Annotated in this window: 25 protein-coding genes; 10 read left to right on the forward strand and 15 right to left on the reverse strand. The window is 63.2% G+C overall.

Going from position 1 to position 22,386, the window contains the following annotated elements; all coding sequences use genetic code 11:
- Nucleotides 1–69: 69 nt before the first annotated feature.
- Nucleotides 70–726, forward strand: coding sequence for a glutathione S-transferase family protein (locus LB519_RS11680; protein ID WP_224620085.1), 657 nt, complete (start codon nt 70–72; stop codon nt 724–726).
- A gap of 5 nt (nt 727–731) precedes the next feature.
- Here the strand turns inward: LB519_RS11680 and LB519_RS11685 are convergent, their stop codons facing one another.
- The 3 genes from LB519_RS11685 to LB519_RS11695 form a co-directional block, all read right to left on the reverse strand.
- Nucleotides 732–995: an ArsR/SmtB family transcription factor gene (locus LB519_RS11685; RefSeq protein ID WP_013529232.1), complete on the reverse strand. Its 264-nt coding sequence runs from the start codon at nt 993–995 to the stop codon at nt 732–734.
- A gap of 32 nt (nt 996–1,027) precedes the next feature.
- Nucleotides 1,028–2,275: an MFS transporter gene (locus LB519_RS11690; protein WP_024502978.1), complete on the reverse strand. Its 1,248-nt coding sequence runs from the start codon at nt 2,273–2,275 to the stop codon at nt 1,028–1,030.
- A gap of 89 nt (nt 2,276–2,364) precedes the next feature.
- A complete protein-coding gene (locus LB519_RS11695; protein WP_023810953.1) occupies nt 2,365–2,559 on the reverse strand; it encodes a DUF1192 domain-containing protein in 195 nt (64 codons plus the stop codon).
- 123 nt (nt 2,560–2,682) lie between these two features.
- Between LB519_RS11695 and LB519_RS11700 the strand changes: the two genes are divergently transcribed.
- From LB519_RS11700 to LB519_RS11710, 3 genes are all read left to right on the forward strand, one after another.
- Nucleotides 2,683–3,693, forward strand: coding sequence for an NAD(P)H-quinone oxidoreductase (locus LB519_RS11700; RefSeq protein WP_224620087.1), 1,011 nt, complete (start codon nt 2,683–2,685; stop codon nt 3,691–3,693).
- A 161-nt stretch (nt 3,694–3,854) separates the two neighbouring features.
- The gene (locus LB519_RS11705) at nt 3,855–3,995 is read left to right on the forward strand and encodes a DUF1127 domain-containing protein (protein ID WP_013529236.1); all 141 of its coding nucleotides are present in this window, start codon (nt 3,855–3,857) and stop codon (nt 3,993–3,995) included.
- A gap of 483 nt (nt 3,996–4,478) precedes the next feature.
- Nucleotides 4,479–5,174: a DUF1013 domain-containing protein gene (locus LB519_RS11710; protein WP_013529237.1), complete on the forward strand. Its 696-nt coding sequence runs from the start codon at nt 4,479–4,481 to the stop codon at nt 5,172–5,174.
- Between the two features lie 62 nt (nt 5,175–5,236).
- Here the strand turns inward: LB519_RS11710 and LB519_RS11715 are convergent, their stop codons facing one another.
- The 4 genes from LB519_RS11715 to LB519_RS11730 form a co-directional block, all read right to left on the reverse strand.
- On the reverse strand, nt 5,237–5,956 hold the full coding sequence (locus LB519_RS11715) for a helix-turn-helix transcriptional regulator (protein WP_013529238.1): 720 nt from the start codon (nt 5,954–5,956) through the stop codon (nt 5,237–5,239).
- A 125-nt stretch (nt 5,957–6,081) separates the two neighbouring features.
- A complete protein-coding gene (locus LB519_RS11720) occupies nt 6,082–6,489 on the reverse strand; it encodes a hypothetical protein (protein ID WP_224620089.1) in 408 nt (135 codons plus the stop codon).
- 75 nt (nt 6,490–6,564) lie between these two features.
- On the reverse strand, nt 6,565–7,155 hold the full coding sequence (locus LB519_RS11725; protein ID WP_224620091.1) for a DJ-1/PfpI family protein: 591 nt from the start codon (nt 7,153–7,155) through the stop codon (nt 6,565–6,567).
- An 84-nt stretch (nt 7,156–7,239) separates the two neighbouring features.
- A complete protein-coding gene (locus LB519_RS11730; protein WP_013529241.1) occupies nt 7,240–7,407 on the reverse strand; it encodes a hypothetical protein in 168 nt (55 codons plus the stop codon).
- 308 nt (nt 7,408–7,715) lie between these two features.
- On the opposite strand from LB519_RS11730, the gene LB519_RS11735 reads away from it, so the two are divergent.
- Together LB519_RS11735 and LB519_RS11740 are read left to right on the forward strand one after the other, a co-directional pair.
- Complete coding sequence (locus LB519_RS11735; protein ID WP_024502993.1) at nt 7,716–8,663, forward strand: ring-cleaving dioxygenase; 948 nt, start codon at nt 7,716–7,718, stop codon at nt 8,661–8,663.
- Between the two features lie 114 nt (nt 8,664–8,777).
- The gene (locus tag LB519_RS11740) at nt 8,778–8,939 is read left to right on the forward strand and encodes a hypothetical protein (protein WP_013529243.1); all 162 of its coding nucleotides are present in this window, start codon (nt 8,778–8,780) and stop codon (nt 8,937–8,939) included.
- A gap of 20 nt (nt 8,940–8,959) precedes the next feature.
- Here LB519_RS11740 and LB519_RS11745 read toward each other — a convergent pair whose 3' ends face one another.
- The 7 genes from LB519_RS11745 to tkt form a co-directional block, all read right to left on the reverse strand.
- Entirely contained in the window at nt 8,960–9,673 is a 714-nt protein-coding gene (locus LB519_RS11745) for an SGNH/GDSL hydrolase family protein (protein ID WP_224620093.1), read from the reverse strand.
- Between the two features lie 62 nt (nt 9,674–9,735).
- On the reverse strand, nt 9,736–10,476 hold the full coding sequence (locus LB519_RS11750) for a DUF899 domain-containing protein (protein WP_224620095.1): 741 nt from the start codon (nt 10,474–10,476) through the stop codon (nt 9,736–9,738).
- Between the two features lie 164 nt (nt 10,477–10,640).
- Nucleotides 10,641–11,666 (reverse strand): class I fructose-bisphosphate aldolase, encoded by a 1,026-nt coding sequence (locus LB519_RS11755; protein ID WP_224620097.1) that lies wholly within the window; start codon nt 11,664–11,666, stop codon nt 10,641–10,643.
- A gap of 133 nt (nt 11,667–11,799) precedes the next feature.
- On the reverse strand, nt 11,800–12,996 hold the full coding sequence (locus tag LB519_RS11760; protein WP_013529247.1) for a phosphoglycerate kinase: 1,197 nt from the start codon (nt 12,994–12,996) through the stop codon (nt 11,800–11,802).
- Nucleotides 12,997–13,141: 145 nt separating this feature from the next.
- A complete protein-coding gene (locus tag LB519_RS11765; protein WP_224620105.1) occupies nt 13,142–15,046 on the reverse strand; it encodes a potassium/proton antiporter in 1,905 nt (634 codons plus the stop codon).
- Between the two features lie 218 nt (nt 15,047–15,264).
- On the reverse strand, nt 15,265–16,275 hold the full coding sequence (gene gap / locus LB519_RS11770; protein WP_063173206.1) for a type I glyceraldehyde-3-phosphate dehydrogenase: 1,011 nt from the start codon (nt 16,273–16,275) through the stop codon (nt 15,265–15,267).
- Nucleotides 16,276–16,433: 158 nt separating this feature from the next.
- The gene (gene tkt / locus LB519_RS11775) at nt 16,434–18,425 is read right to left on the reverse strand and encodes a transketolase (protein WP_224620107.1); all 1,992 of its coding nucleotides are present in this window, start codon (nt 18,423–18,425) and stop codon (nt 16,434–16,436) included.
- A 263-nt stretch (nt 18,426–18,688) separates the two neighbouring features.
- Between tkt and LB519_RS11780 the strand changes: the two genes are divergently transcribed.
- The 4 genes from LB519_RS11780 to LB519_RS11795 all read left to right on the forward strand — a co-directional run bounded on the left by LB519_RS11780 (nt 18,689) and on the right by LB519_RS11795 (nt 21,238).
- Nucleotides 18,689–18,961, forward strand: coding sequence for a DUF4164 domain-containing protein (locus LB519_RS11780; protein ID WP_013529251.1), 273 nt, complete (start codon nt 18,689–18,691; stop codon nt 18,959–18,961).
- Between the two features lie 11 nt (nt 18,962–18,972).
- On the forward strand, nt 18,973–19,338 hold the full coding sequence (locus tag LB519_RS11785; protein WP_013529252.1) for a cell division protein ZapA: 366 nt from the start codon (nt 18,973–18,975) through the stop codon (nt 19,336–19,338).
- Between the two features lie 224 nt (nt 19,339–19,562).
- On the forward strand, nt 19,563–20,222 hold the full coding sequence (locus LB519_RS11790; protein ID WP_013529253.1) for a peroxiredoxin: 660 nt from the start codon (nt 19,563–19,565) through the stop codon (nt 20,220–20,222).
- Between the two features lie 143 nt (nt 20,223–20,365).
- The gene (locus tag LB519_RS11795) at nt 20,366–21,238 is read left to right on the forward strand and encodes an MBL fold metallo-hydrolase (RefSeq protein ID WP_224620108.1); all 873 of its coding nucleotides are present in this window, start codon (nt 20,366–20,368) and stop codon (nt 21,236–21,238) included.
- Nucleotides 21,239–21,376: 138 nt separating this feature from the next.
- On the opposite strand, the gene rpoH is transcribed toward LB519_RS11795, so the two are convergent.
- Complete coding sequence (gene rpoH, locus LB519_RS11800; protein ID WP_013529255.1) at nt 21,377–22,288, reverse strand: RNA polymerase sigma factor RpoH; 912 nt, start codon at nt 22,286–22,288, stop codon at nt 21,377–21,379.
- Nucleotides 22,289–22,386 lie beyond the last annotated feature (98 nt).

Below are 22,386 nucleotides of genomic sequence, written 5' to 3' on the forward strand. Positions count from 1 at the left end.
AAGGCTAACCGCAACAGGCGTGCCGCAGGGTAGCGGCCACCGACAATCCACGAAACAGACGAGCAAAAAATGTCCCTGACACTTCATTTCCATCCGCTGGCCTCCTTCTGCTGGAAGCCGTTGATCGCGCTGTACGAGAACGCCACGCCGTTCACGCCTGTCATCGTCGACCTTGGCGATGCTGAATCGCGCGCGGCCTTCCTGAAGATCTCGCCGGCCGGCAAGATGCCGGCGCTGCGCGACGATGCGCGTGGCCGTACGGTGCTGGAATCGAGCATCCTCGTCGAATATCTGGCCGCGCACTATCCGGGGCCGGTCGACCTCGTTCCCGCCGAGATCGACATGGCGTTGGCCGTCCGCCAAGCTGACCGTTTCTATGATTTCTATGTGCAGGAGCCGATGCAGAAGATTGTCGGCGATCGGTTGCGTCCCGGCGGCAAGACCGACCCGTTCGGCGTCGAGCAGGCTCGCGACCGGTTGCGCAATTCCTACGCCATCATCGAACACGACATGCAGTCGAAGATCTGGGCGATGGGCGACAGCTTCACCATGGCCGATTGCGCAGCCTCCCCCGCGCTGTTCTATGCCAACAAGGTCGAGCCGTTGGGCGACAGGTACCCGGCTGTGAAGCGCTATCACGACCGGCTGCTGCAGCGCCCCGCCTTCGCTCGGGTGATCGGGGAGGCGCAGCCCTACTTCAAGTTCTTCCCCTACAACAACGGTTGATCGGGTCAGGCTTCCCAGAACTGATCGAGCCAGATGTTGAGTTTGAGGAAGCCAGTGCCGCTCACCGTATAGACGCGCCTTGTTCCTTCCGGCTTGGCGTGGACCAGGCCGGCATCGAGCAGCACTTTCAGATGTTGCGACACGGCTGGGCGCGAGACCGGCAAGCCGGCGGCCAATTCGGTGACGGTTTTCGGGCCGCGGCGAAGTTCTTCCAGAAGATGGCGCCGGTTGGGATCGGCAATCGCCATGAAGGCGTCGGAAAACATCATGCCTGTATTAGTGAGGCAAAGCCTTTCGAATCTCAACCGTCTGCTTCTGCTTTTCTTCTGGGATCAAGCCGCAATGCTTCCGGGGTGACCGAACGGTCGGCCGGCTGCGTCTTGAAGGCGTCACGATCCCCGATCGGCACCGGCGCGCGGCGGCTGATGCGCAGCAGCGTGTAGCCCGCCAGGCAGAGATGCGCGAAGGCGGTCGCCAGGAACAGACCTTCCGGGCGCATCCAGCCCATCAGGGCAGCCGCAAGCAATGGTCCGATCATCGTGCCGAAGCCATAGAGCAGCAACAGCCCGCCAGATACCTTGACGAAATCCTCCGAGCGCGCGTGGTCGTTGGCATGCGCCACGGCGATGGAATAGAGCGTATAGGCGAAGGCGCCATAGGCGGCGGTGAAGACGATGACGAAGACGCCGGAGCGTGGCTCGAACAGGAAGATCATGAGCGCGAAGAAGGCCCCGCCGAAAGCCGCCCCCGCCAGCACGAAGCGCCGATCGGTCTTGTCGGACAGGCGCCCGGCCGGAAGCTGCATGGCGGCACCGGCAACGACCACAAGGCTCATCATCAGGGCGATCTCGGCCGTGGAAATGCCGATGCGTGCACCATAGACCGCGCCAAGCGTGCCCCAGGCGCCGTTGGCGATGCCGATCAACACGCAAGCGACCGCCGACACCGGCGAATTGGCATAAAGGCCCCTGACATCAAGTGAGACATCCTGCAGCGGCTTGGGGTGGGAAGCGGTCGAGACCGCTGTCGGAATGAGCGACAGGCAAAACAGGATGCCGGTGATCATGAACAGCGACGCGGACTTCACGTCGCCGCCGGCGACGATCATCTGCCCGCCCATGATCGAGGCATAAGTCACCATCATGTAGAGGCCGAAGACGGTGCCACGGTTCTCGTTGGTGGCCTTCTCGTTCAACCAGCTTTCGATGACCATGAAGGCGCCGGCCATGGTGAAGCCGGTGAAGGCGCGCAGCAGGATCCAGACATACTCGTCGATAATCAGCCCGGTGAGCAGCGCCACGATGGCGCCGGACGCGGCAAAGGCGCCAAAGGCGCGCACGTGGCCGGCGCGGCGCACGATGCGCGGTGCGAAGAAGCAGCCGGTGACGAAGCCGCCGGCCCAGGCCGTGCCCATCAGGCCGAGCGATGCGGTCGAGAAGCCTTCCAACTGACCGCGCAGGGGCAGAAGCAGCCCATGCAAACCAGATGCCGCGAGCAGGAAAGCGGTGCCGCGAAGCAGCGAGAGGATCGGTCGGTAGGTTGCGAACATTGGTTGATCCGGCTCAGGTTTGGCGGGAACGCTGCGTCTGAAGACAGTCGCATTCGGGCTTTTCGGCGGCGGGCTGTACGCCCGAGCGCCTATCCGCGGCGGAACAGTGCTTCGGCCGCGGATTTGGTGGTGTCCTTGGCCTTGAGTTCGGCTTCCAGGCGGGCGATTTCGTCGCGCAGGATGCCGATCCGCTCAGTCAAGTCGCTGACGGAAAGCAATGACAGGTCCTGCCCGATCTCGTGCGGGCGCGCCTTCTTCTTGGGTTCGTCGTCGAAGATCGCCATCGTCGCTCCTCCTCCGCCAAGACCAGATTGGCCATTTGCCTGATTTGGCAATCAGCATACATAGGGCAGGGGCGTCGATGCAAACAGCCGGTCGGATAACGGCGAGGAAAGACGGGAAATCTCATGGCGAGCGGACAGAAAATTCCGGCAAGAATGACGGCCATCGCGATCTCGGAGCCAGGTGGCCCTCGGGTGCTGAAGCCGGAAACACGCGACGTGCCGCAGCCCGGCCCCGGCGAGATCCTGATCAAGGTGCATGCCGCCGGCGTCAACCGGCCCGACGTCCAGCAGCGCAAAGGCGCCTATCCGCCACCGCCCGGCGCATCCGACCTGCCGGGCCTCGAGGCCTCGGGTGAAGTGGCGGCCCTTGGCGACGACATATCACGCTGGCGCATTGGCGACCGCGTCTGTGCGCTGACGCCCGGCGGCGGCTATGCCGAATATGTCAAGGTCCATGCAGGGAGCGTGCTGCCGTTGCCCGCCGGCTTCACCCACACCGAAGCCGCGGCGGTGCCGGAGAATTACTTCACCGTCTGGCACAATGTGTTCGAGCGTGGCAGCCTCAAGAAAGGCGAGACGCTGCTCGTCCATGGCGGCTCGTCCGGCATCGGCACGACAGCAATCCAGCTTGCCTCCGCCTTCGGCGCCTATGTCATCACCACTGCCGGCAGCAAGGAGAAATGCGACGCCTGCCTGAAGCTCGGCGCTGACCGGGCGATCAATTATCGCGAGGCGGATTTCGTCGCCGCGGTGAAGGAGGCAACGGGTGGCAAAGGCGCCAATGTCATCCTCGACATGGTCGGCGGCGACTATGTGGCGCGCAATTACGAAGCCGCGGCGGTCGAAGGCCGCATCGTCCAGATCGCCGTTCAGGCCGGCGCTGTCGCAAGCGCGGACTTTTCGAAGATCATGGTCAAGCGGCTTACCCACACAGGTTCGACGCTGAGGCCGCGAACCGTCGAGTTCAAGGCGGCGATCGCGGCGGCGCTGGAAGCGCAGGTGTGGCCGCTGCTCGGCACGCGCAAGGTTGCCCCTGTGATGGACATGATCTTCCCGCTCAGCGAAGCCTGGCGGGCGCATGAGCGCATGGAAGAGGGTGAGCATATCGGCAAGATCGTGCTCGACGTAGGCTGACAGCGCGCGAGGTCAGCGCCTCGCTGCCCACAAGATGAACAGAAGCTTAATGCTGCAATGCAGCATTTGCATCATTGCTATGCAAAATCAGCCATTCAAGTCCTCATCGATGACGCCTATTTGAGCACCATCGAAACGAACATCATTCTGGAGGGACTACCATGAACCCGATCCGCGCTTTCCGTAACTGGCGTATGTACACCGAGACCGTCCGCGAACTGAACCGTCTCAACGCACGTCAGCTCAGCGATCTCGGCATCAACCGCGCCGACATCGAAAAGATCGCCCGCAGGGCTATCTAAAGCCACGTCCTGGTCCGCTCCGGCGGGCCCAAGCCGTGGAAGCCAGAGCCGCACCAGACGAACTTTGTCGCGGTTCCGAGCCCGCTGGACCCAGTCCGGCGGGTTTTGTCGTTTTGGGCGGGAGATCAACGACCGTCCCAACCGATACCGGCCATCGAGCAGGGTTGACCTCAGTTTCCTGCATGGCATCTTGGCTCGGCGCTTTCACAAGGGCGAACCCTGATGGAAGCAGCGGCTCCGGCATGACCGGGGTGCCCTACCTCAACCGATCTTTGCCAAGACCGGAACTCGCCAGCGAAGCCAGCTTGTCGTTCTGCTCAAGAGCGCGGAACGTTTTCGGTAAGTACTCACGGCTTCCGGTCTTTGCTCCAAAAACGTTGCGAAAGGACCCGAGAGCGGTTATACAGACCGCGAATTTCCCATTTTGGTGGCTCTAAACCACCGCCCGCGCGGGAACGCGGGCGAACGAGAAGGATTTGTAAAATGGCCAATACGCTGCTGATGCCCAAGGCGACCGCCGTCTGGCTGGTCGACAATACCGCACTTTCCTTCGAGCAGATCGCGCAGTTCTGCGGGCTGCATCCGCTCGAGGTCAAGGCAATCGCCGATGGCGAAGCGGCGCAAGGCATCAAGGGCATGGACCCGATCATGACCGGACAGCTGACCCGCGACGAGATCGCCCGTGCCGAGAAGGATCCGAACCAGCGCCTGAAGCTTTCAGACCCCAAGGTGCGGGTGCCCGAATCCAAGCGCAAGGGTCCGCGCTACACGCCGCTGTCGAAGCGCCAGGACCGGCCGAACGCAATTCTGTGGCTGGTGCGCAACCATCCCGAGCTCAAGGACGCGCAGATCTCGCGCCTCGTCGGCACCACCAAGTCGACGATCGAACAGATCCGCGAGCGCAAGCACTGGAACTCAGCCAATCTGCAGCCGATGGACCCGGTGACGCTGGGTCTCGCCTCGCAGATCGACCTCGACATGGAAGTCAACCGCGCCTCGCGCGGCCGCGAACAGGCGCAGCCGGTCGGCGACACGCTGCTGCCGGCGGCCCTGACCGAGCGGTTGGTGCCGGCTCCCGAGAAGCCGAAGGACGAGGACGCCGAACTCGACGCCAACGCCGTGTTCGCCAAGCTTTCGGCCTTGAAGTCGAAGAACACGGACAATGACGACGACGAGTGAGGTTGTCTGATATTCCAAGAAAAAGCCCGCTTCGAGCGGGCTTTTTGTAGCTGCGCCAGGTCTCAGCTGCGCGCGGCGCGATCCGGCGCCATGCCATAGTCCTCGCTGCGCTCCACTGCGCGGTAGAAGTCGGCAAGTTGCTTGCCGCGCTCCGGTTTGAAGATGCGGCCGGCGATGACCACCGAGGCGATGCGATCGATGCGGAAGGCGCGGAAATCGTCGCGCATCTCGCACCAGGCGACCAGCGTCCACACCTTGCCCCAGAACCACAGGCCGAGCGGGCGGATATCGCGGGCGGTGCCGCGGCCGGCCTCGTCGGAATAGTCGATGGTCAGCACCTGGCGCTTTTCGACCGCGCGCTCGATCAGGTCGATCGCCTCGCGGGCGGCGTCGCTGACCACCCACATCGGTGTGTGGATCTCGGTGCGGGCGATGCGGTCTTTCTCCGCATCGGGCAATACGGCGCCGATCTTGACCAGCGCTTCGTCGGCGGCCCGCGCCATGGCGGCACCGCCAAAGGCACGCACCATGCGGGCGCCGGCGACCAGCGCGACGATCTCGTCACGCGTGAACATCAGCGGCGGAAGGTCGAAACCCTCCCTCATCATGTAGCCAACGCCGGCCTCGCCGTCGATCGGCACTCCGGTCGACTGCAAATCGGCAATGTCGCGATAGATGGTTCGCTCGGAAACTTCGAGCCATGTGCCGAGCTTCTGGGCGGTGACCAATCGGCCACCGCGCAGATGCTGCACGATCTGGAAGAGCCTGTCGGCGCGGCGCATCGTATGGTCCCTCGGCGTTGTCTCTATGCATGCCGCCCGAAACCGGTCCACCTCTGGGTGGCATGCATCGTGTTTTCGCGCATGCCGTTATCCCAAAACCGCAGAACACTTTTGGGCGGCATGCCTCATGGTTTCAGCCCTTCGCGCTTGCGCTGCACGGCGACGAACTCCGCGCCGAAGGACAGTTTCTTCGTCGTCGGCGTTTTCGCATCGAGCACGCGCCAGAACGGTGCCACGTCACTCGGCGTCATGCCGCGCTGGAGGTCCTCGTTGGCGGCTTCGGCAACAGTGCGCAGATGATAGCCTATGGTGACCGGGCATGTCACTTCGGCGCCATGCTCGACGGCAAGTGCTGTACGCAGCGCACGCACATCCATCTCGACGCCTTCGGGAATCGAGCGGATGAAATCATCGACCTGGCGCGCTGTCGGCACCAGCATAGGCTGGCCTTCGACGACATCGGCCATCGTGCGCGGCGTCGGCTTGACGCCGTTGATGCCTGGTGTGCTCAGTCTGTCGTTCCAACTCTTCATCGATCGTCCTTTCGACCGCCGATGCACGGGTGCCCGAAGCTGGCACCATTGCACGGCCCTCCTGACAGCATACTGTCAGGAGGCTTCAGCATACTCCTTGGCAAACAGCGTTCGCATCCGAGCGAGATCGCTGCCTCTTTCGGGGTAGAGCGTCTTCAGAAAGGCGAGCGCGAAGGTGCCCGGCGCCGAGCCTGGCGCGGAAACAATTTTGCCGTCGGCCATGGCATGCGGCACATCCTGATAGAGGTTGTCGCCGGCATAGCCGGCCTCATGACCATTGATCCAGTCGCGGCCATTGCTCGTATGCCTGGCCTTCTCGAACAGGCCGGCGCGGGCTAGCGCCAGCGTGCCGGCGCAGATGCCGCCGACCACGCCGCCGCGCGATGCAACAGCATTGAGCAGATCGGCAACATCGGGCGGTGCCTTGCCGGCCCACTCATCGGAGCCGATGACGGCGATGGCGTCGAGATCGTCATTCTCATCCGCCCCGGCCGATCGATCGGGCGTCAGCCGAAAGCCGCTGATCCCGGCCACTGGGTTGCCATCAGGCGTCAGCGACACGGCACGGGCGCCGAACCATTCGACCGCCGAGGCCGCCAGCAGCCCATACTCCCAGTCGGCAAAACCTTCGATGAAAAGGAAACCGATCGTCTTCTGTTCGGGCATAGGCTCGCTCCCATCCTCACGCACCGGACCTGTTATCTGGGCGTTGACGCGCCCACATCCAATCGCCGGGTCGAAAAATTGGCTTCAATTGCCCCGAGGGCCACGGTCCGCATACATGTCCGGCCAGCCGATATCCTTGCGAATATCCGCCGGCAGCGAGTTCATGAACCGCTGGGTGCGGATCTCGTTGCGCATCGTGCGGATCTTGCCGACATAGTGCTGCATGCCGCGCAGAATGGTGTAACCGTTCATGGCCAGTCTCCTCTCTCTGTATGGAGGTACTACGCATACCCCTCCTGACAGCAGTCTGTCAGGAGGATGTCAGGCGCGAGACGATAGTTGCGACCAGTGCGCGCGACGCAGGCAAGGCATCGCTTTTCGCCGCATAGAACGGTGCCGAAGGCAGGTTCGCGACTTCCGATTGTTCATAGCGACGACGTGCTCTGGGCGCCGCTGTTCAGTTTCCGGCGACGGACTGTCGGAATACGAGGCCTTCAGCGGGGTGACCGCAGTTCTGATATGGAGGGAGAAAATTGTTCCCCAACAGCAGGGAGACGACGATGAGCTTGCAACTGACAGGTATCCACCATCTGACCGCCATCACCGCCAATGCGCCTGGCAATCTTCATTTTTATACGAAGGTGCTGGGTCTGCGGCTGGTCAAGAAGACCGTAAACCAGGACGACACCTCGGCCTACCACCTCTTCTATGCCGACGGCGAAGCGACACCGGGCACCGACCTTACCTTCTTCGACTGGCCGGTCGGCCGCGAGCGGCGCGGCACGCACAGCATCGTGCGGACCAGCCTCAGGGTCGGCAGCCAGGAGAGCCTTGCCTGGTGGAAGCAACACTTGACCGACGAAGGCCTGGCAACAGGAGAGATCGGCGACATCGGCGGTTATGCGTCACTGGACTTCGAAGATCCCGAGGGCCAGCGTCTGCGCCTGGTCAGCGATGGCGGCAAGGGCGGCAGCCATCCCTGGGCGCAAAGCCCGGTACCGGCCGAGCACCAGATCCGCGGGCTCGGGCCGATCGTCATCAGCGTTCCCGACATCACCAACACCGAGGCGGTGGTGACCACGGTGATGAACATGCGCAAGGCGCGCGACTATGCCTCGCCGGAGGGCCAGGTTCACGTCTTCGAAATGGGCGAGGGCGGGCCGGCGGCGGAGCTGCATGTCCTGGTGCAGCCGGGACTGGCGCCGGCACGGCAAGGTGCCGGTGCGGTTCACCATGTTGCCTTCAGGGCGCCGGACCAGGAAACGCTGCATCAATGGACGGCGCGGCTGGCCGAGTTCCGGCTGCCGTCGAGCGGCGAGGTCGAGCGCTATTATTTCCGTTCGCTCTACTTCCGCGAGCCGAACGGCATCCTGTTCGAGATCGCAACCGACGGTCCGGGGTTCACCGCCGACGAGCCGCTGGAAACGCTGGGGGAAAGCCTCGCCCTGCCGCCATTCCTCGAACCGAAGCGCGCTTCGATCGAGGCTGGCCTCAAGCCGCTGAAGTAGATCGTTTGCCGGTCAAAGGGCGCCGCGTTCCGGTTCGGGATCCCGGCGTCCGTTCTTTCTCAGGCAATGAACGACGTGCTTTGACAGCCGGGCGCGTTGCTGGTCAAAGGCGGCATGACGAAATTCCTCGCCCTTGTCATCGCCGGTTTCATGGTCATTCAACTGATCAAGCCGCTTGGCTGGCCAGGCCTCAAGCGACGCGGTGATTTCTGGAAGCTGGCACTGCTCGCCATGGCCGCGATTTCACTGGCGGCCGTGCTCGGGCATTTGACGTAGGACGCACTTGTCGTCGCTGCTCAATGGCCAAGCACCGGGCCGACCAGATGCTCGGCCCAGGCCCGGTAGCCTGCTTCCGAGGCGTGAAAGCCGTCCGAGGCAAAGCCGGCTTCCGGATTGGTGATCGGCAGGCGCGGCGCCGGCACCGCGCCGCGCTCCAGGCAAAGGCGTTCGCCCATCCGGTTCATGTCGGTGGCGCGGATCTCAAGGATCTTTCCGAGCAGCGGCGGCATGGCTGGCGCCCGCGTGAACTCCAGCACCGGCGACCACACCACGCGCGCTTCCGGCCATTTGGCGCGCAGGCCGTAGAGCAGGCCACCGAACTCCTTCTTGAAGCGCGGCACGGAGTGGAAATTCTTGGTGTCGTTGGTGCCGATGGCCAGCACGATATGCGTCCACGGATCGGCCGACAGATTGGGCAGCACATGGTCGCGGATCTGGCCGGACGTTGCCGAATTGAAGCCGGCCGCCCGCCAGCGCACGGCGCGGCCGGTGCTTTGTGAAATCAGCACGGCGAGTTGCGCGGCAAGTCCGTCTTCCGAATTGCCGATGCCGACCGAAGCGGCGGAGGAATCGCCCAGCACCAGAAGCGAGATTGCCGGTGCTGTGCCTGATATTTCGTGCATTACCGGCCCTTGAGCCGGCAGCATGCGCGTGGTGCGGCGTCGCACGCCGAGGCCTTGCCAGATATAGACCGGGAAGGCGAGCCAGGTGAGTAGGGCCGGGAAGCGCATGGCAGTACCGTTAAACGATCAGCGGCAGCCTTAGCGCATGTTTTGGCCGACGGGAACGATCTTCAATCGCAGCAACTCGCCTGCCCCGCCTGCTTGCCCTGATATTCATCGTGCAGCCGCACCCAATCCATCAGGCCGTGATAGGGGCCGTTCTCGTTGCGGCCCTTCGGCGTCATGTCGAGATAGTCGTAGGCGCCGATCTGCGCCTCGCCGCCGCGGGCGCGCGACATGAAGGTCAGGAAGATGTCGCCGGTCTCGTCCCGGTAGAAGACGCTGGTGCCGGGAAGCTCCTTCGATGTCCGTGGACGGGTCTCGAAATTGTAGGTGGTGCAGCCGTCGGCGATCTGCTTGTCGGTGAAGGAGACCTGCATGTCGAAGTTGAAATCCGAGGCATAGGACGACACCCAGTCGAACTTCCAGCCCATGCGCTGCTTGTAAGGCAGAAGTTCCGCCAGGGGAGCGCGCGAAACCACGACCAGCGACACGTCGTGATGCCGCAGATGCTGATTGGCGCCGTCGATATGGTCGGCAAGGAATGAGCAGCCCTCGCAATGATGGGTGCAGCCCGGCCCGAACATGAAGTGATAGACGATCAGCTGGCTGTTAGTGCCAAACAGGTCGGTCAGTCTGTTTGGCCCTTGTTCGGTCTCGAAGACATAGTCTTTCCTGATCTTCAGCCAGGGCAGTTCACGCCGTTCCGCGGCGATCCGCTCGCGAAACCGCGTCAGTTCCTTCTCGCGCGCCAGATGGGCCTTGTGCGCCTGGAACCAGTCTTCGCGCGAAACGATCTTGTTGCGATGCATGAACCTCTCCCTGAATGTCATCCCAAGGACGTTGGGGATGGGCGCAACCCGACATCGCCGGAGAGGAAATAAGGACGGAGAGGCTCCGCCCCAAGCCCTGCAAGTCACAAACAAAAAACCCGGGCGCATCGGCCCGGGTTCGAAGGAGAAAGAAAGGATTTTGATCAGGCAGCCTGTTCCAGGCTCGCCCTCCATTTTCCGAGCGCTGCCAGATGGTTCATGTGGGCGCGATGGGTGAAGGCGGCCTGGCCGGCGGCAACGTTCGAGGCTTTGCCGCTCCAGGCTTTCTGTGGCGCGGCCTGCAGCGCGCGACCATAGGAGAAGGTCAGCTTCCACGGGTGCGGCCCGATGGCGTTGATGGCGTTGAGATTGGCGGTCGCCTCTTCGTCTTCCTGGCCGCCGGAAAGGAAGGCGATGCCCGGCACCGCTGCCGGCACTGTCTCGCGGAACAGTTTTATGGTCTTTTCGGCGACTTCTTCGGGGCTGCTCACCTTGCCCGATTTCCTGCCGGCCAGCACCATGTTGGGCTTCAGGATGGTGCCTTCCAGCACGACGCGCGCCGCATGGAGCTCGTCATAGAGCTTGATCAGCGTTGCCTTCGAAATGTCGTAACAAGTGTCGATGTCGTGGGCGCCGTCCATCAGCACCTCCGGTTCGACGATCGGCACGATGCCGGCTTCCTGGCAGAGGGCGGCATAGCGGGCGAGCGCATGAGCATTGGAGCCGATCGAGGTCGCCGAAGGGACGCCCTTGGCGATATCGATGTCGATTACCGCGCGCCATTTGGCGAAGCGGGCGCCGAGCTTGTAGTAGTCGGCAAGCCGTTCGCGCAGGCCATCGAGGCCTTCGGTGACGGTGTCGCCGGGAAACCTGGCCAGCGGCTTGGCGCCGGCATCGACCTTGATGCCGGGGATGGCGCCGGCGGCCTTGATGATGTCGACCAGCGGCGTGCCGTCGGCGGCCTTCTGGCGGATCGTCTCGTCATAGAGGATGACACCGGAAATGTAGCGGGTCATCGCCTCCCTGGTGCGGAACATCATCTCGCGGTAGTCGCGGCGGCTGTCGGCGGTCGATTCGACGCCGATGACGTCGAAGCGCTTCTTGATGGTGCCGGAACTTTCGTCGGCGGCCAGCAGGCCCTTGCCATCGGCGACGATCGCAGCGGCAATGTCTTCGAGACGTTCGCTCATTGTTGCTTCTCCTGAAACGGTTGTTCCGCGCTTAACGGAAGTCTACCGCCAAAGGAATGGCATCGGAAAGCTCGAATCGATTGAAGCCTCGGGCGGCCTTGTTCGCTCTCCGAGTGTTGATCGCCTCGGAGCCTCAGCGCTTCAACACATCGACGCCGGGCAGCGGCTTGCCTTCCATCCACTCCAGGAAGGCGCCGCCGGCGGTCGAGACATAGGTGAAGTCGTCGGCGACGCCGGCGTGGTTGAGCGCCGCGACCGTATCGCCACCGCCTGCGACCGAGACCAGCTTGCCTTCCTTGGTGCGCGACGCCGCATGCTTGGCCGCCGCCACCGTCGCATGGTCGAAGGGCGCGATCTCGAAGGCGCCGAGCGGGCCGTTCCAGACCAGTGTCGCGGCGCGGTCGATCCATTCGCCGATGGTCGTCACGGTTTTGGCGCCGACATCGAGGATCATCCCGTCGGCCGGCACATCGGAGATGGCGACGGTCTCGCAGGCCGCGCCCGCCTTGAACTCCCTGGCGACGACGCCGTCGACCGGCAGGATGATGGCGCAGCCGGCCTCGGCCGCCTCGATCATGATCTGCTTGGCGGTTGAGGCGAGATCATGCTCGCACAGCGATTTGCCGACATCGGTGCCGCGCGCGGCGAGGAAGGTGTTGGCCATGCCGCCGCCGATGACCAGCGCGTCGACCTTCTTCACCAAGTTCATCAACAGATCGATCTTGGTCGAGACCTTGGCGCCGCCGACAATGGCGACGACCGGACGAACCGGTTTTCCCAAGCCCTTCTCCAGCGCCTCAAGCTCGGCTTGCATGGTGCGGCCGGCAAAAGCCGGCAACAGATGCGCCAGCCCCTCGGTCGAAGAATGCGCGCGGTGCGCGGCCGAGAAGGCGTCGTTGACGAAGATATCGCCATTGGCGGCGAGTTTTTCGGTGAAGGCCGGGTCATTCTTTTCTTCAGCCTTGTAGAAGCGAGTGTTTTCGAGCAGCAGCACGTCGCCCTTGTTCATGGCGGCGACAGCGCTTCCGGCCGTGTCGCCGACGCAATCCGAGGCGAAACCGACGGGGCGGCCGAGCACTTCTGCCGTGGCTTTGGCGATCGGCTCCAGCGAGAATTCGGGCGAAGGCCCATCCTTGGGTCGGCCGAAATGGGCGAGCAGGATGACCTTGGCGCCCTTGGCCGATAGCTCGGCGATGGTCGGTGCGATGCGTTCGATGCGGGTGGCGTCGGTGACTTTGCCCTCAGTGACAGGCACGTTGAGGTCGACGCGCACCAGCACGCGCTTGCCGCTGATGTTGCCGATATCGTCGAGTGTCTTGAAGGCGGCCATGCGGGTTCCTTTCGCGAAAAACCGGGGGACCATACCCCGCATCGGCGACGATGCAAGGCTTAGGGCGCGCTCGAACCGAAATTTTGAAGTGGGCACGATCTTGCACTGGCGGGCGGATGAATGGCAGCGCTCAATATCGGGTTTGTCAGCTTTCGGTTGCTGCCTTTTCCGGCGCTGGCTCCGGGGCCGGTTTCTCGTCCGCCCGCGCCTCGTCCGCCTGCGCCTCGTCCGCCTGCGCCTCGATCGGCTTGCGCCAATTGCGGATGAAGGCGGAAAGACGGTCGCCGATTTCTCCGGCGCTGAGGAAGACCGGCACCCGCGCCACCGGCGCGGTCGGCTCGAACGACAGGCCGAGGCCTATGATCTTCCCCTTGTCGTCGACGTCGCGGACGATCAGTTCTATCGGGCCGAGCAGCACGCGGTCGGCATATTCGGCATGGCCGCCGAGCCGCGCCGTGACCAGCGCGCCAACGGTGAGCTTTTGCTCCGCTTCGGTTAGACCTGGCGTATAGGCTGCTTCCAGTTCGGCGGCGGGGCGCGCTGGATCGACGGCGAAGGCGCCGAAGAAATCGGCATCTTCGGGATCGACCACGGCACGGCTGGCGAACAGCTTGTCGAGCAGGCGCGGATAGCGATCCGGGACGAAAATGTAGACCTGGTCGCCGGCGGCGAGCCGGCCCATGTCCTGGAAGCGCATCGAACGGCCGTCACGCAGCACCAGCGAGGGTCGCGCCCAGCGTGGGATGCGCTCGCCGCGCGCCACCGGGCTGCCGGGTGCGACGCGATAGGCGAGAAGCTCGTGATGGGCCGAACCCGGCAATTCCAGCTCGACCTTGTCCAGCGGTCCGAGCCGCGCCGGCACGATCAAACCGAGGCGGCGCGCCAGCGGTCCGACCGTCCAGCCCTGGATGACCAGCGACACCAGCACGATGATGAAGGCGGTGTTGAAGATGACACGGCCATTTTCCAGCCCGCCGAGCAGCGGGGTGATGGCAAGCAGGATCGACACCGCGCCGCGCAGGCCGACCCACGAGACAAAGGCGACTTCGGGGCGCGGCATGCGGAACGGGATCAGGCAGAGCCAGACTGCGACCGGCCGCGCCACGAACATCAGGAACAGGCCGAGCAGCACCGCCGGCACCATGATCGCCGGGAATTGCGAGGGCGTCGCGAACAGGCCGAGGATGAGGAACATGATGATCTGTGCCAGCCATGACATGCCGTCCTGGAAGCGCTTGAGGATGGTGACGGCGCGGATATCGGAATTGCCCGAGATGAGGCCGGCGATATAGACCGCCAGGAAGCCAGAGCCGCCAATGGCGCCGGCGGCGGCAAAGACCATCAACGACAAGGTCAGCACGAAGATCGGCAGCAGGCCATGGTCGAGATTGAGCCGGTCGACGAGACGCACGATGGCGAGGCCGCCGAGCACGCCGACGACAGCGCCAAGGCCCATGTTGAGGAGGAAGCCGAGGAAAAGGCTGGTGACCAGGACGTTGGTCTCGGGATTGGCATGAGCGGCGATGATCTCGACCAGCGTGATGGTCAGGAAGATGGCGATGGGGTCATTGGTGCCGGATTCCACCTCGAGCGTCGAGCGCACGCGTTCGCGCAGATTGATCTCGCCGGCACGCAGCAGGAAGAACACGGCGGCCGCATCGGTGGAGGCGACTGCGGCGCCGAGCAGGAAGGATTCCAGCCAGGTGAGGTCGAGCAGATAGTGGGCGGCGGCGCCGAACAGGCCGGTGGTCAGAATTACGCCGAAGGTCGCCAGCGACAACGCCGGGCCGGCTGCCTGCCGCAAGGCGTTGAGCGGCGTGCCGAAGCCGGAATCGAACAGGATGACGGCCAGCGCCAGTGAGCCGGCAAAATAGGCGATGCGGGCATTGTCGAACTGGATGCCGAGACCGTCGGTGCCGGTGGCGAGGCCAATGCAGAGGAACAGGAGCAGAAGAGGGGCGCCGAAGCGGAAGGCGATCAGGCTCGAAAACGCGGCGGCGACGACAAGCGCTGTGCCGACCAGCGTGACGAGATAGATCGCATGCTCCATCCTGAAATCAGCCCCTCAAATTCGTCTGTCTCCTGCTTTGCGAGAGAGTGGGGCGAAGACGTGACCAGTGCAAGGCGGCAGGGTGGCTTTTTGGTCTATGCCGCTGATTTTCGGATGTTTTGGCGCCCGGGACACAATTTGGGAAGGCGCAAGCTGCGCTCATGAAAAACGCCCGGGCAAAGCCGGGCGTTCCAAGTCTCGAAAAGAGAGCTTTGTGATCAGGCGATGGTCTTGCCGAAGGCGACCGATGTGTCGCCCATGCGGTTGGAGAAACCCCATTCATTGTCGTACCAGGAGAGCACCGATACGAAATTGCCGTCCATCACCTTGGTCTGGTCGAGCGCCATGATCGAGGAGCGCGGATCGTGGTTGAAGTCGATCGACACGTTCGGGTGATGAGTGACGCCGAGAATGCCCTTGAGCTTGCCGTTGGAGGCGGCGATCACGGCTTCGTTGATCTCCTGCACCGTGGTCGACCGCTTGGCGATGAACTTGAAATCGACGACCGAGACGTTCGGGGTCGGCACGCGGATCGAGATGCCGTCGAGCTTGCCCTTGAGGTCGGGCAGCACCAGCCCGATCGCCTTGGCGGCACCGGTCGAGGTCGGGATCTGCGACAGCGCGGCGGCGCGGGCGCGGTAGAGATCCTTGTGCATGGTGTCCAGCGTCGGCTGGTCGCCGGTGTAGGAGTGGATCGTCGTCATCATGCCTTTTTCGATGCCGACCGTTTCGTGCAGCACGGCTGCCAGCGGCGCCAGGCAGTTGGTGGTGCACGAGGCATTCGAGATGACGATATGATCCTTGGTCAACTGGTCGTGGTTGATGCCGTAGACCACGGTGAGGTCGGCGCCTTCGGCAGGGGCCGAAACGACGACGCGCTTGGCGCCGGCGGTCAGGTGTGCCGCTGCCTTGTCGCGGGCGGTGAAGATGCCGGTGCATTCGAGCGCGATGTCGATGCCGAGTTCCTTCCACGGCAACTGCGTCGGGTCCTTGATCGCGGTGACCTTGAACGTCTCCTTGCCGACGGTGATCTGGTCGCCGGATACCGAGACTTCATGCGGGAAGCGGCCGTGCACGCTGTCATAGCGCAAGAGGTGCGCATTGGTCTCGACTGGGCCGAGGTCGTTGACGGCGACGACGTCGATGTCCTTGCGGCCGGATTCATGGATAGCGCGCAGGATGTTGCGGCCGATGCGGCCAAATCCGTTGATGGCAACTCTGACGGTCATAATTCTCTCCCTGGGAGTTGGAGGGCGGACGAGGGGTCTGCAGTTTCATAGCGGCGGAAGCAGAAAGAATCCAGCCGCACTGGCGTGGATTTAAATCGATTAAGTCGAGCCAGCCCGGCGAAGCCGTTTTCGCGGTTTCGCCGAACTGGCCCGGAATCTTACTTGGCGTGCAGGCGGGCTTCCGCCGCCTTGGCCGCGGCCTCGGCGGTAATGCCGAAATGCGGATAGAGTTGCTCGATCGTGCCCGACGCGCCGAAGCCGGTCATGCCGACGAAGATGCCGTCGGAGCCGATCAGATGATCCCATCCCTGGCGGATGCCGGCTTCGATCGCCATCTTGATCGGCGCATTGCCGATCGTCTTGTTGCGGTAGTCGTCGCTCTGCTGGTCGAACAGTTCGAAGCAGGGAACCGAGACGACGCGGGTCGGATGGCCGTGCTTTTCCAACAGCTCGCGCGCGCCAAGTGCGATCTCGACCTCGGAGCCGGTGGCGAAGATCGTTATCGCCGCCTCGCCGCTGGCGGCGGCCAGCTCATAGGCTCCCTGGCTGCTGAGGTTCTTGGCCGTGAATTCGGTGCGCACCGTCGGCAGGTTCTGGCGGGTCAGCGCCAAGGTCGACGGCGTCTTTTCCGACTCCAGGGCGATCTGCCAGCATTCCGCGGTTTCGACCGCGTCGGCCGGGCGGAAGACATTGTGGTTTGGGATCGCGCGCAATGCCGCCAGATGCTCGACCGGCTGGTGGGTCGGGCCGTCTTCGCCCAGACCGATGGAATCATGGGTCATGACGAAGATCGAGCGGATGCCCATCAGCGAAGCCAGACGCATTGACGGACGGGCATAGTCGGAGAAGCACAGGAAGGTACCGCCATAGGCGATGAGGCCGCCATGCAGCGTCAAGCCATTGATGGCGGCCGCCATGCCATGTTCGCGAATGCCGTAGTGGACATAACGCTGGCCGTAATCGTCGGGCGTGATGTTCTTGGTCTGGCTGGTCTTGGTGTTGTTGGAGCCGGTCAGGTCGGCGGAGCCGCTTATGGTTTCCGGCACGGCGCCGTTGATGACCTCCAGCGCCATTTCCGAGGATTTACGGGTGGCGACCTTCGGCTTGTCGGCCGACAGCTTCTTCTTGTAGTCGGCGATGACGGCGTCGAAATTCGACGGCAGCTTGCCGGCGAGGCGGCGTTCGAACTCGGCCTTCAACTTGGGCTCGGCCTTGGCCAGGCGTCCCTCCCAGTCGGTGCGCGGCTTGGCGCCGGTTTTACCGGCGGCGCGCCATGCGTCAAGGATGTCGGCCGGAATCTCGAAGGGCGGCGAGTCCCAGTTGAAGAATTTGCGCGCACCGGCGATCTCGTCGGCGCCGAGCGGCGAACCGTGCGCCTTGTTGGTGCCGGCCTTGGTTGGAGCGCCGAAGCCGATGGTCGTCTTGCAGGCGATCATCGTCGGCTTGTCGGAGTGACGAGCGGCTTCGATGGCATAGGCGATGGCTTCCGGATCGGTGCCGTCGATGTGGCTGGCGTTCCAGCCCGAGGCCTGGAAGCGGGCGACCTGGTCGGTGTTGTCGGCAAGCGAGACCGGGCCGTCGATCGAGATGTTGTTGTTGTCCCAGAAGACGATCAGCTTGTTGAGCTTGAGATGGCCGGCAAGCGCGATGGCTTCCTGGGAAACACCTTCCATCAGGCAGCCGTCACCGGCCAGTACGTAGGTGTAATGGTCGACGAGGTCGTTGCCGAAGGCTGCGTTCATGATGCGCTCGCCGAGCGCGAAGCCGACCGAATTGGCCAGACCCTGGCCGAGCGGGCCGGTGGTCGTCTCTATGCCGGTGGCATGGCCGTATTCGGGATGGCCGGCGGTCTTCGAGCCCAACTGGCGGAAATGCTTGATCTGGTCGATCGTCATGTCCTCGTAGCCGGTCAGGTGCAGCAGCGAATAGAGCAGCATCGAACCGTGGCCGGCCGACAGGATGAAGCGATCCCGGTCGGGCCAATGGGGGGCCTTCGGATCATATTTCAGGAACTTCGTGAACAGCACCGTGGCGATGTCGGCGCAGCCCATGGGCAGGCCGGGATGGCCGGAGTTTGCCTTCTCGACGGCGTCCATGGAGAGAAAGCGGATCGCATTGGCCATCCGGTCATGTTGTTCACGCGACGTCATGGTTCCTCCAGAAGTGGGGGTTTGGGGGCTTGGGAGAGCCCTTGAAAAGGGTGCGCGACACATAGCAGGCGCGGGCTTTTAGTCAACAAATCGGGTGCACATTTGCCGGTCTTGTGATGCCGGCGGCGGACCTACATTAGCGTTAGCGGGGGACAGTCGCGAGAGCTTTGTTGACGTTGCCTTCACCCGGTGCCTAATGTTTCAGGGATAACGCGTTCTGAACGTGAACGATTCGGTGATGGGCAGGGCACAGGACGAAGGCCATGACCGGGGAAGCCACACTCAAGGAAGTCATCGCGAGGCTGGGCAAGGCCATCGAGGGGCTGGAAAACGCCGTCGCGGCCAAGCTCGAGCATGAACGCGACTACTCCGAAGCCGAGGCCGAGGTGCAGCGGATGAATGCCGATCGCTCGCGGCTGGCGCAGGAACTCGACAATTCCGAAGCGCGCGCCGAACGGCTGGAAGATGCCAACAAGGAAGTCTCGCGACGTTTGGTGACCGCCATGGAAACCATCCGCGCCGTGTTGGACAGATAGGAGCTGGCCCGATGGCACAGGTCACGGTTTCAATCGACGGCAAGCAGTATCGCATGGCCTGTGACGAGGGCCAGGAAGAGCATCTGATCGATCTTGCCGAACGTTTCGACCGCTATGTTTCACACCTGAAGGACTCGTTCGGCGAGATTGGCGATCAGCGGCTGACCGTGATGGCCGGCATCATGGTGATGGATGAACTCTCGGAGTTGCAGAAACGCGTCAAGGGCATGGAAAGCGAAGTGCTGACCTTGCGCAAGACCCGCGACGAGGCTCTGACCAAGGCCGACAAGAGCGATAGCGTGCTGACCAACGCGCTCAGCGCGCTGGCACAGCGCATGGAAGACCTGACTGTGACAATGGCGGTCAACAAGAGCTGAGGCAGGATCTCTCCTGTCCAGCCCAACAGGCTCTCATCCGCGTGCCGAGCATTCGGCAGCATAAAAATGCTCGCCTGCCGCCGACAAGAGTTTCATATTATCTTGCAGTCACGATTTTTGCGCTAAGATGCAACGATGCCCGGGCGGGGCAGCTCGATGGCGGCATGGGTTGCCGCTTGTCGTTCCTCGCTGCCGACGGGTTCCGTTTACAGGGGAGATGTACCATGAGCCTTCGTATCAACGACATTGCGCCGGATTTTACCGCCGAGACCACGCAAGGGACGATCAAATTCCACGACTGGATCGGGGACGGATGGGCGATCCTGTTCAGTCATCCCAAGAATTTCACGCCGGTCTGCACGACCGAGCTTGGCACGATGGCGGGGCTCGAAGGCGAATTCAAGAAGCGCAACGTCAAGATCATCGGCATTTCGGTCGATCCGGTCGAAAGCCACGGCAAGTGGCAGGACGACATCAAGACGGCGACCGGCCATTCGGTGAACTACCCGCTGATCGGCGACAAGGACCTCAAGGTGGCCAAGCTCTACGACATGCTGCCGGGCGGTGCCGGCGAGACGTCGGAAGGCCGCACGCCGGCCGACAATGCCACGGTGCGCTCGGTCTATGTCATCGGACCGGACAAGAAGATCAAGCTGGTGCTGACCTACCCGATGACCACGGGCCGCAACTTCGATGAGATCCTGCGTGCGGTCGATTCCATGCAGCTGACCGCCAAGCATCAGGTGGCGACGCCGGCAAACTGGAAGCAGGGCGAGGACGTCATCATCACCGCTGCCGTCTCCAACGAGGACGCGATCAGGCGCTTCGGCGCTTATGAGACCATCCTGCCGTATCTGCGGAAGACCAAGCAGCCCTCTGCCTGACCGCTCCTCGGAACAGTTTTTGGCTTTCCTGTCGCCGCGAGCGAAATGATACTTGACTGGCTCACCCGAGCGGACAACCATACTCCTCTCGGGTGTCGTTAGAGAAAATCATTCCTGACGACCGAGAGTTGGGGAAGCCAGAATTGGACGTAGCTTTGGCCAGGCCGCAGGTCAGCGGCTTCTACGACAAGCCGACCGGGGCCATCCAGTATGTCGTCGCCGACCAGGCGACGAAACGCTGCGCCATCATCGATCCGATCCTCGATTTCGACGAGAAATCCGGTGCTACGGCAACGACGAATGCCGATATCCTGCTCGACTTCGTCAGCGAGCAGGGGCTGAGCGTCGAATGGATCCTCGACACCCATCCGCACGCCGATCATTTCTCGGCGGCGTACTATCTGAGGGAGAAGACCGGAGCGCCGACAGCGATCGGCGACAGGGTCGTCGACGTCCAGAATTTGTGGAAGGCGATCTACAACTGGCCGGATTTTCCCGCCGACGGTTCGCAGTGGGACAGGCTGTTTGGTGAAGGCGAAACCTTCACGGTCGGCACGCTTCCGGTCAAGGTGCTGTTCTCGCCCGGCCATACGCTGGCGTCGATCACCTATGTGATCGGCGATGCCGCCTTCGTCCACGACACGCTGTTCATGCCCGACAGCGGCACAGCGAGGACGGACTTTCCCGGCGGCAGTGCCGCGCGGCTCTGGCGCTCGATCCAGGACATACTGGCGTTGCCGGACGAGATGCGGCTGTTCGTCGGTCATGACTATCAGGCCGGCGGCCGCGAACCCTTGTGGGAAAGCACGGTCGCCATACAGAAGGCGACCAACACCCATCTTGCCGCCGCCCGCAGCGAGGCCGAGTTCGTCGCCCTGCGCGAGGCGCGCGACAGGACGCTGCCGATGCCGCGGCTGATCCTGCATGCGCTGCAGGTCAACATGAATGGCGGGAGGCTGCCCGAACCCGAAGCGAATGGCCGGCGGTACCTGAAGTTTCCGCTGGATGGGCTTTGAGAGATCGCTGCCGGCGAAGCTGCAATCTTCCCCTTGCGGGGAGATCGGATGTCGTCTCCGCTTTCGCCAACCACACAAGAAAAAAAGCGGCGCCAGTTTCCTGGCGCCGCCTTTAGATCTTGTTGCCTTTAGCCGGCTTTAGGCTGCGGGCTGCGCCTCAATGGTGCGCAGCGCCTGGGTCTGGCGCTTGGCGGCGGCCTTGACCGCATCCTGCACCTTCTCGAAGGCGCGCACCTCGATCTGGCGCACGCGCTCGCGGCTGATGTCGAATTCGGACGAAAGCTCTTCCAGCGTCAGCGGCTCCTCGGCGAGGCGACGGGCCTCGAAGATGCGCCGCTCGCGCTCGTTGAGCACGGCAAGAGCGCCCGACAGCATGCCGCGCCGGTTTTCCAGCTCGTCCTGCTCGATCAGCATCTCTTCCTGGCTTTCGTGGTCGTCGACCAGCCAGTCCTGCCACTCGCCGGACTCACCTTCGCTCGCCCGGATCGGGGCATTGAGCGAGGCATCGCCCGACAGGCGGCGGTTCATCGACACCACTTCGGCTTCGGAAACGTTCAGCCTGGTGGCGATCTCGGCGATCTGGTCGGGCTTCAAGTCGCCGTCGTCGAGCGCCTGGATCTTGCCCTTCACCTTGCGCAGGTTGAAGAACAGGCGCTTCTGGTTGGCGGTCGTGCCCATCTTGACCAGGCTCCACGAGCGCAGGATGTACTCCTGGATCGAGGCCTTGATCCACCACATGGCATAGGTCGCGAGGCGGAAGCCGCGCTCGGGTTCGAATTTCTTGACGGCCTGCATCAGGCCGACATTGCCTTCCGAGATCACTTCGCCGATCGGCAGGCCATAGCCGCGATAGCCCATGGCGATCTTGGCGACGAGCCTGAGGTGGCTGGTGACGAGCTTGTGCGCAGCGGAGGTGTCTTCATGCTCGGCATAACGCTTGGCGAGCATGTACTCTTCCTGCGGCTGCAGCATGGGAAAGCGGCGGATTTCTTCCAGGTAGCGGCTGAGGCCGCCTTCGCCGGAAACGATACTGGGTAATGACTGGGCCATGATAGCGCCCCCTCTCTATTGGAGTGATGCCCCCGAAACGCGGCGGGCATGTGACGCGAGCACCAAAAGGCTCGCCCGCGACATCGGATCTTATACAG

It is taken from the genome of Mesorhizobium sp. AD1-1 (genome assembly GCF_020164655.1).
In the GTDB taxonomy this organism is placed as follows: domain Bacteria; phylum Pseudomonadota; class Alphaproteobacteria; order Rhizobiales; family Rhizobiaceae; genus Mesorhizobium; species Mesorhizobium ciceri.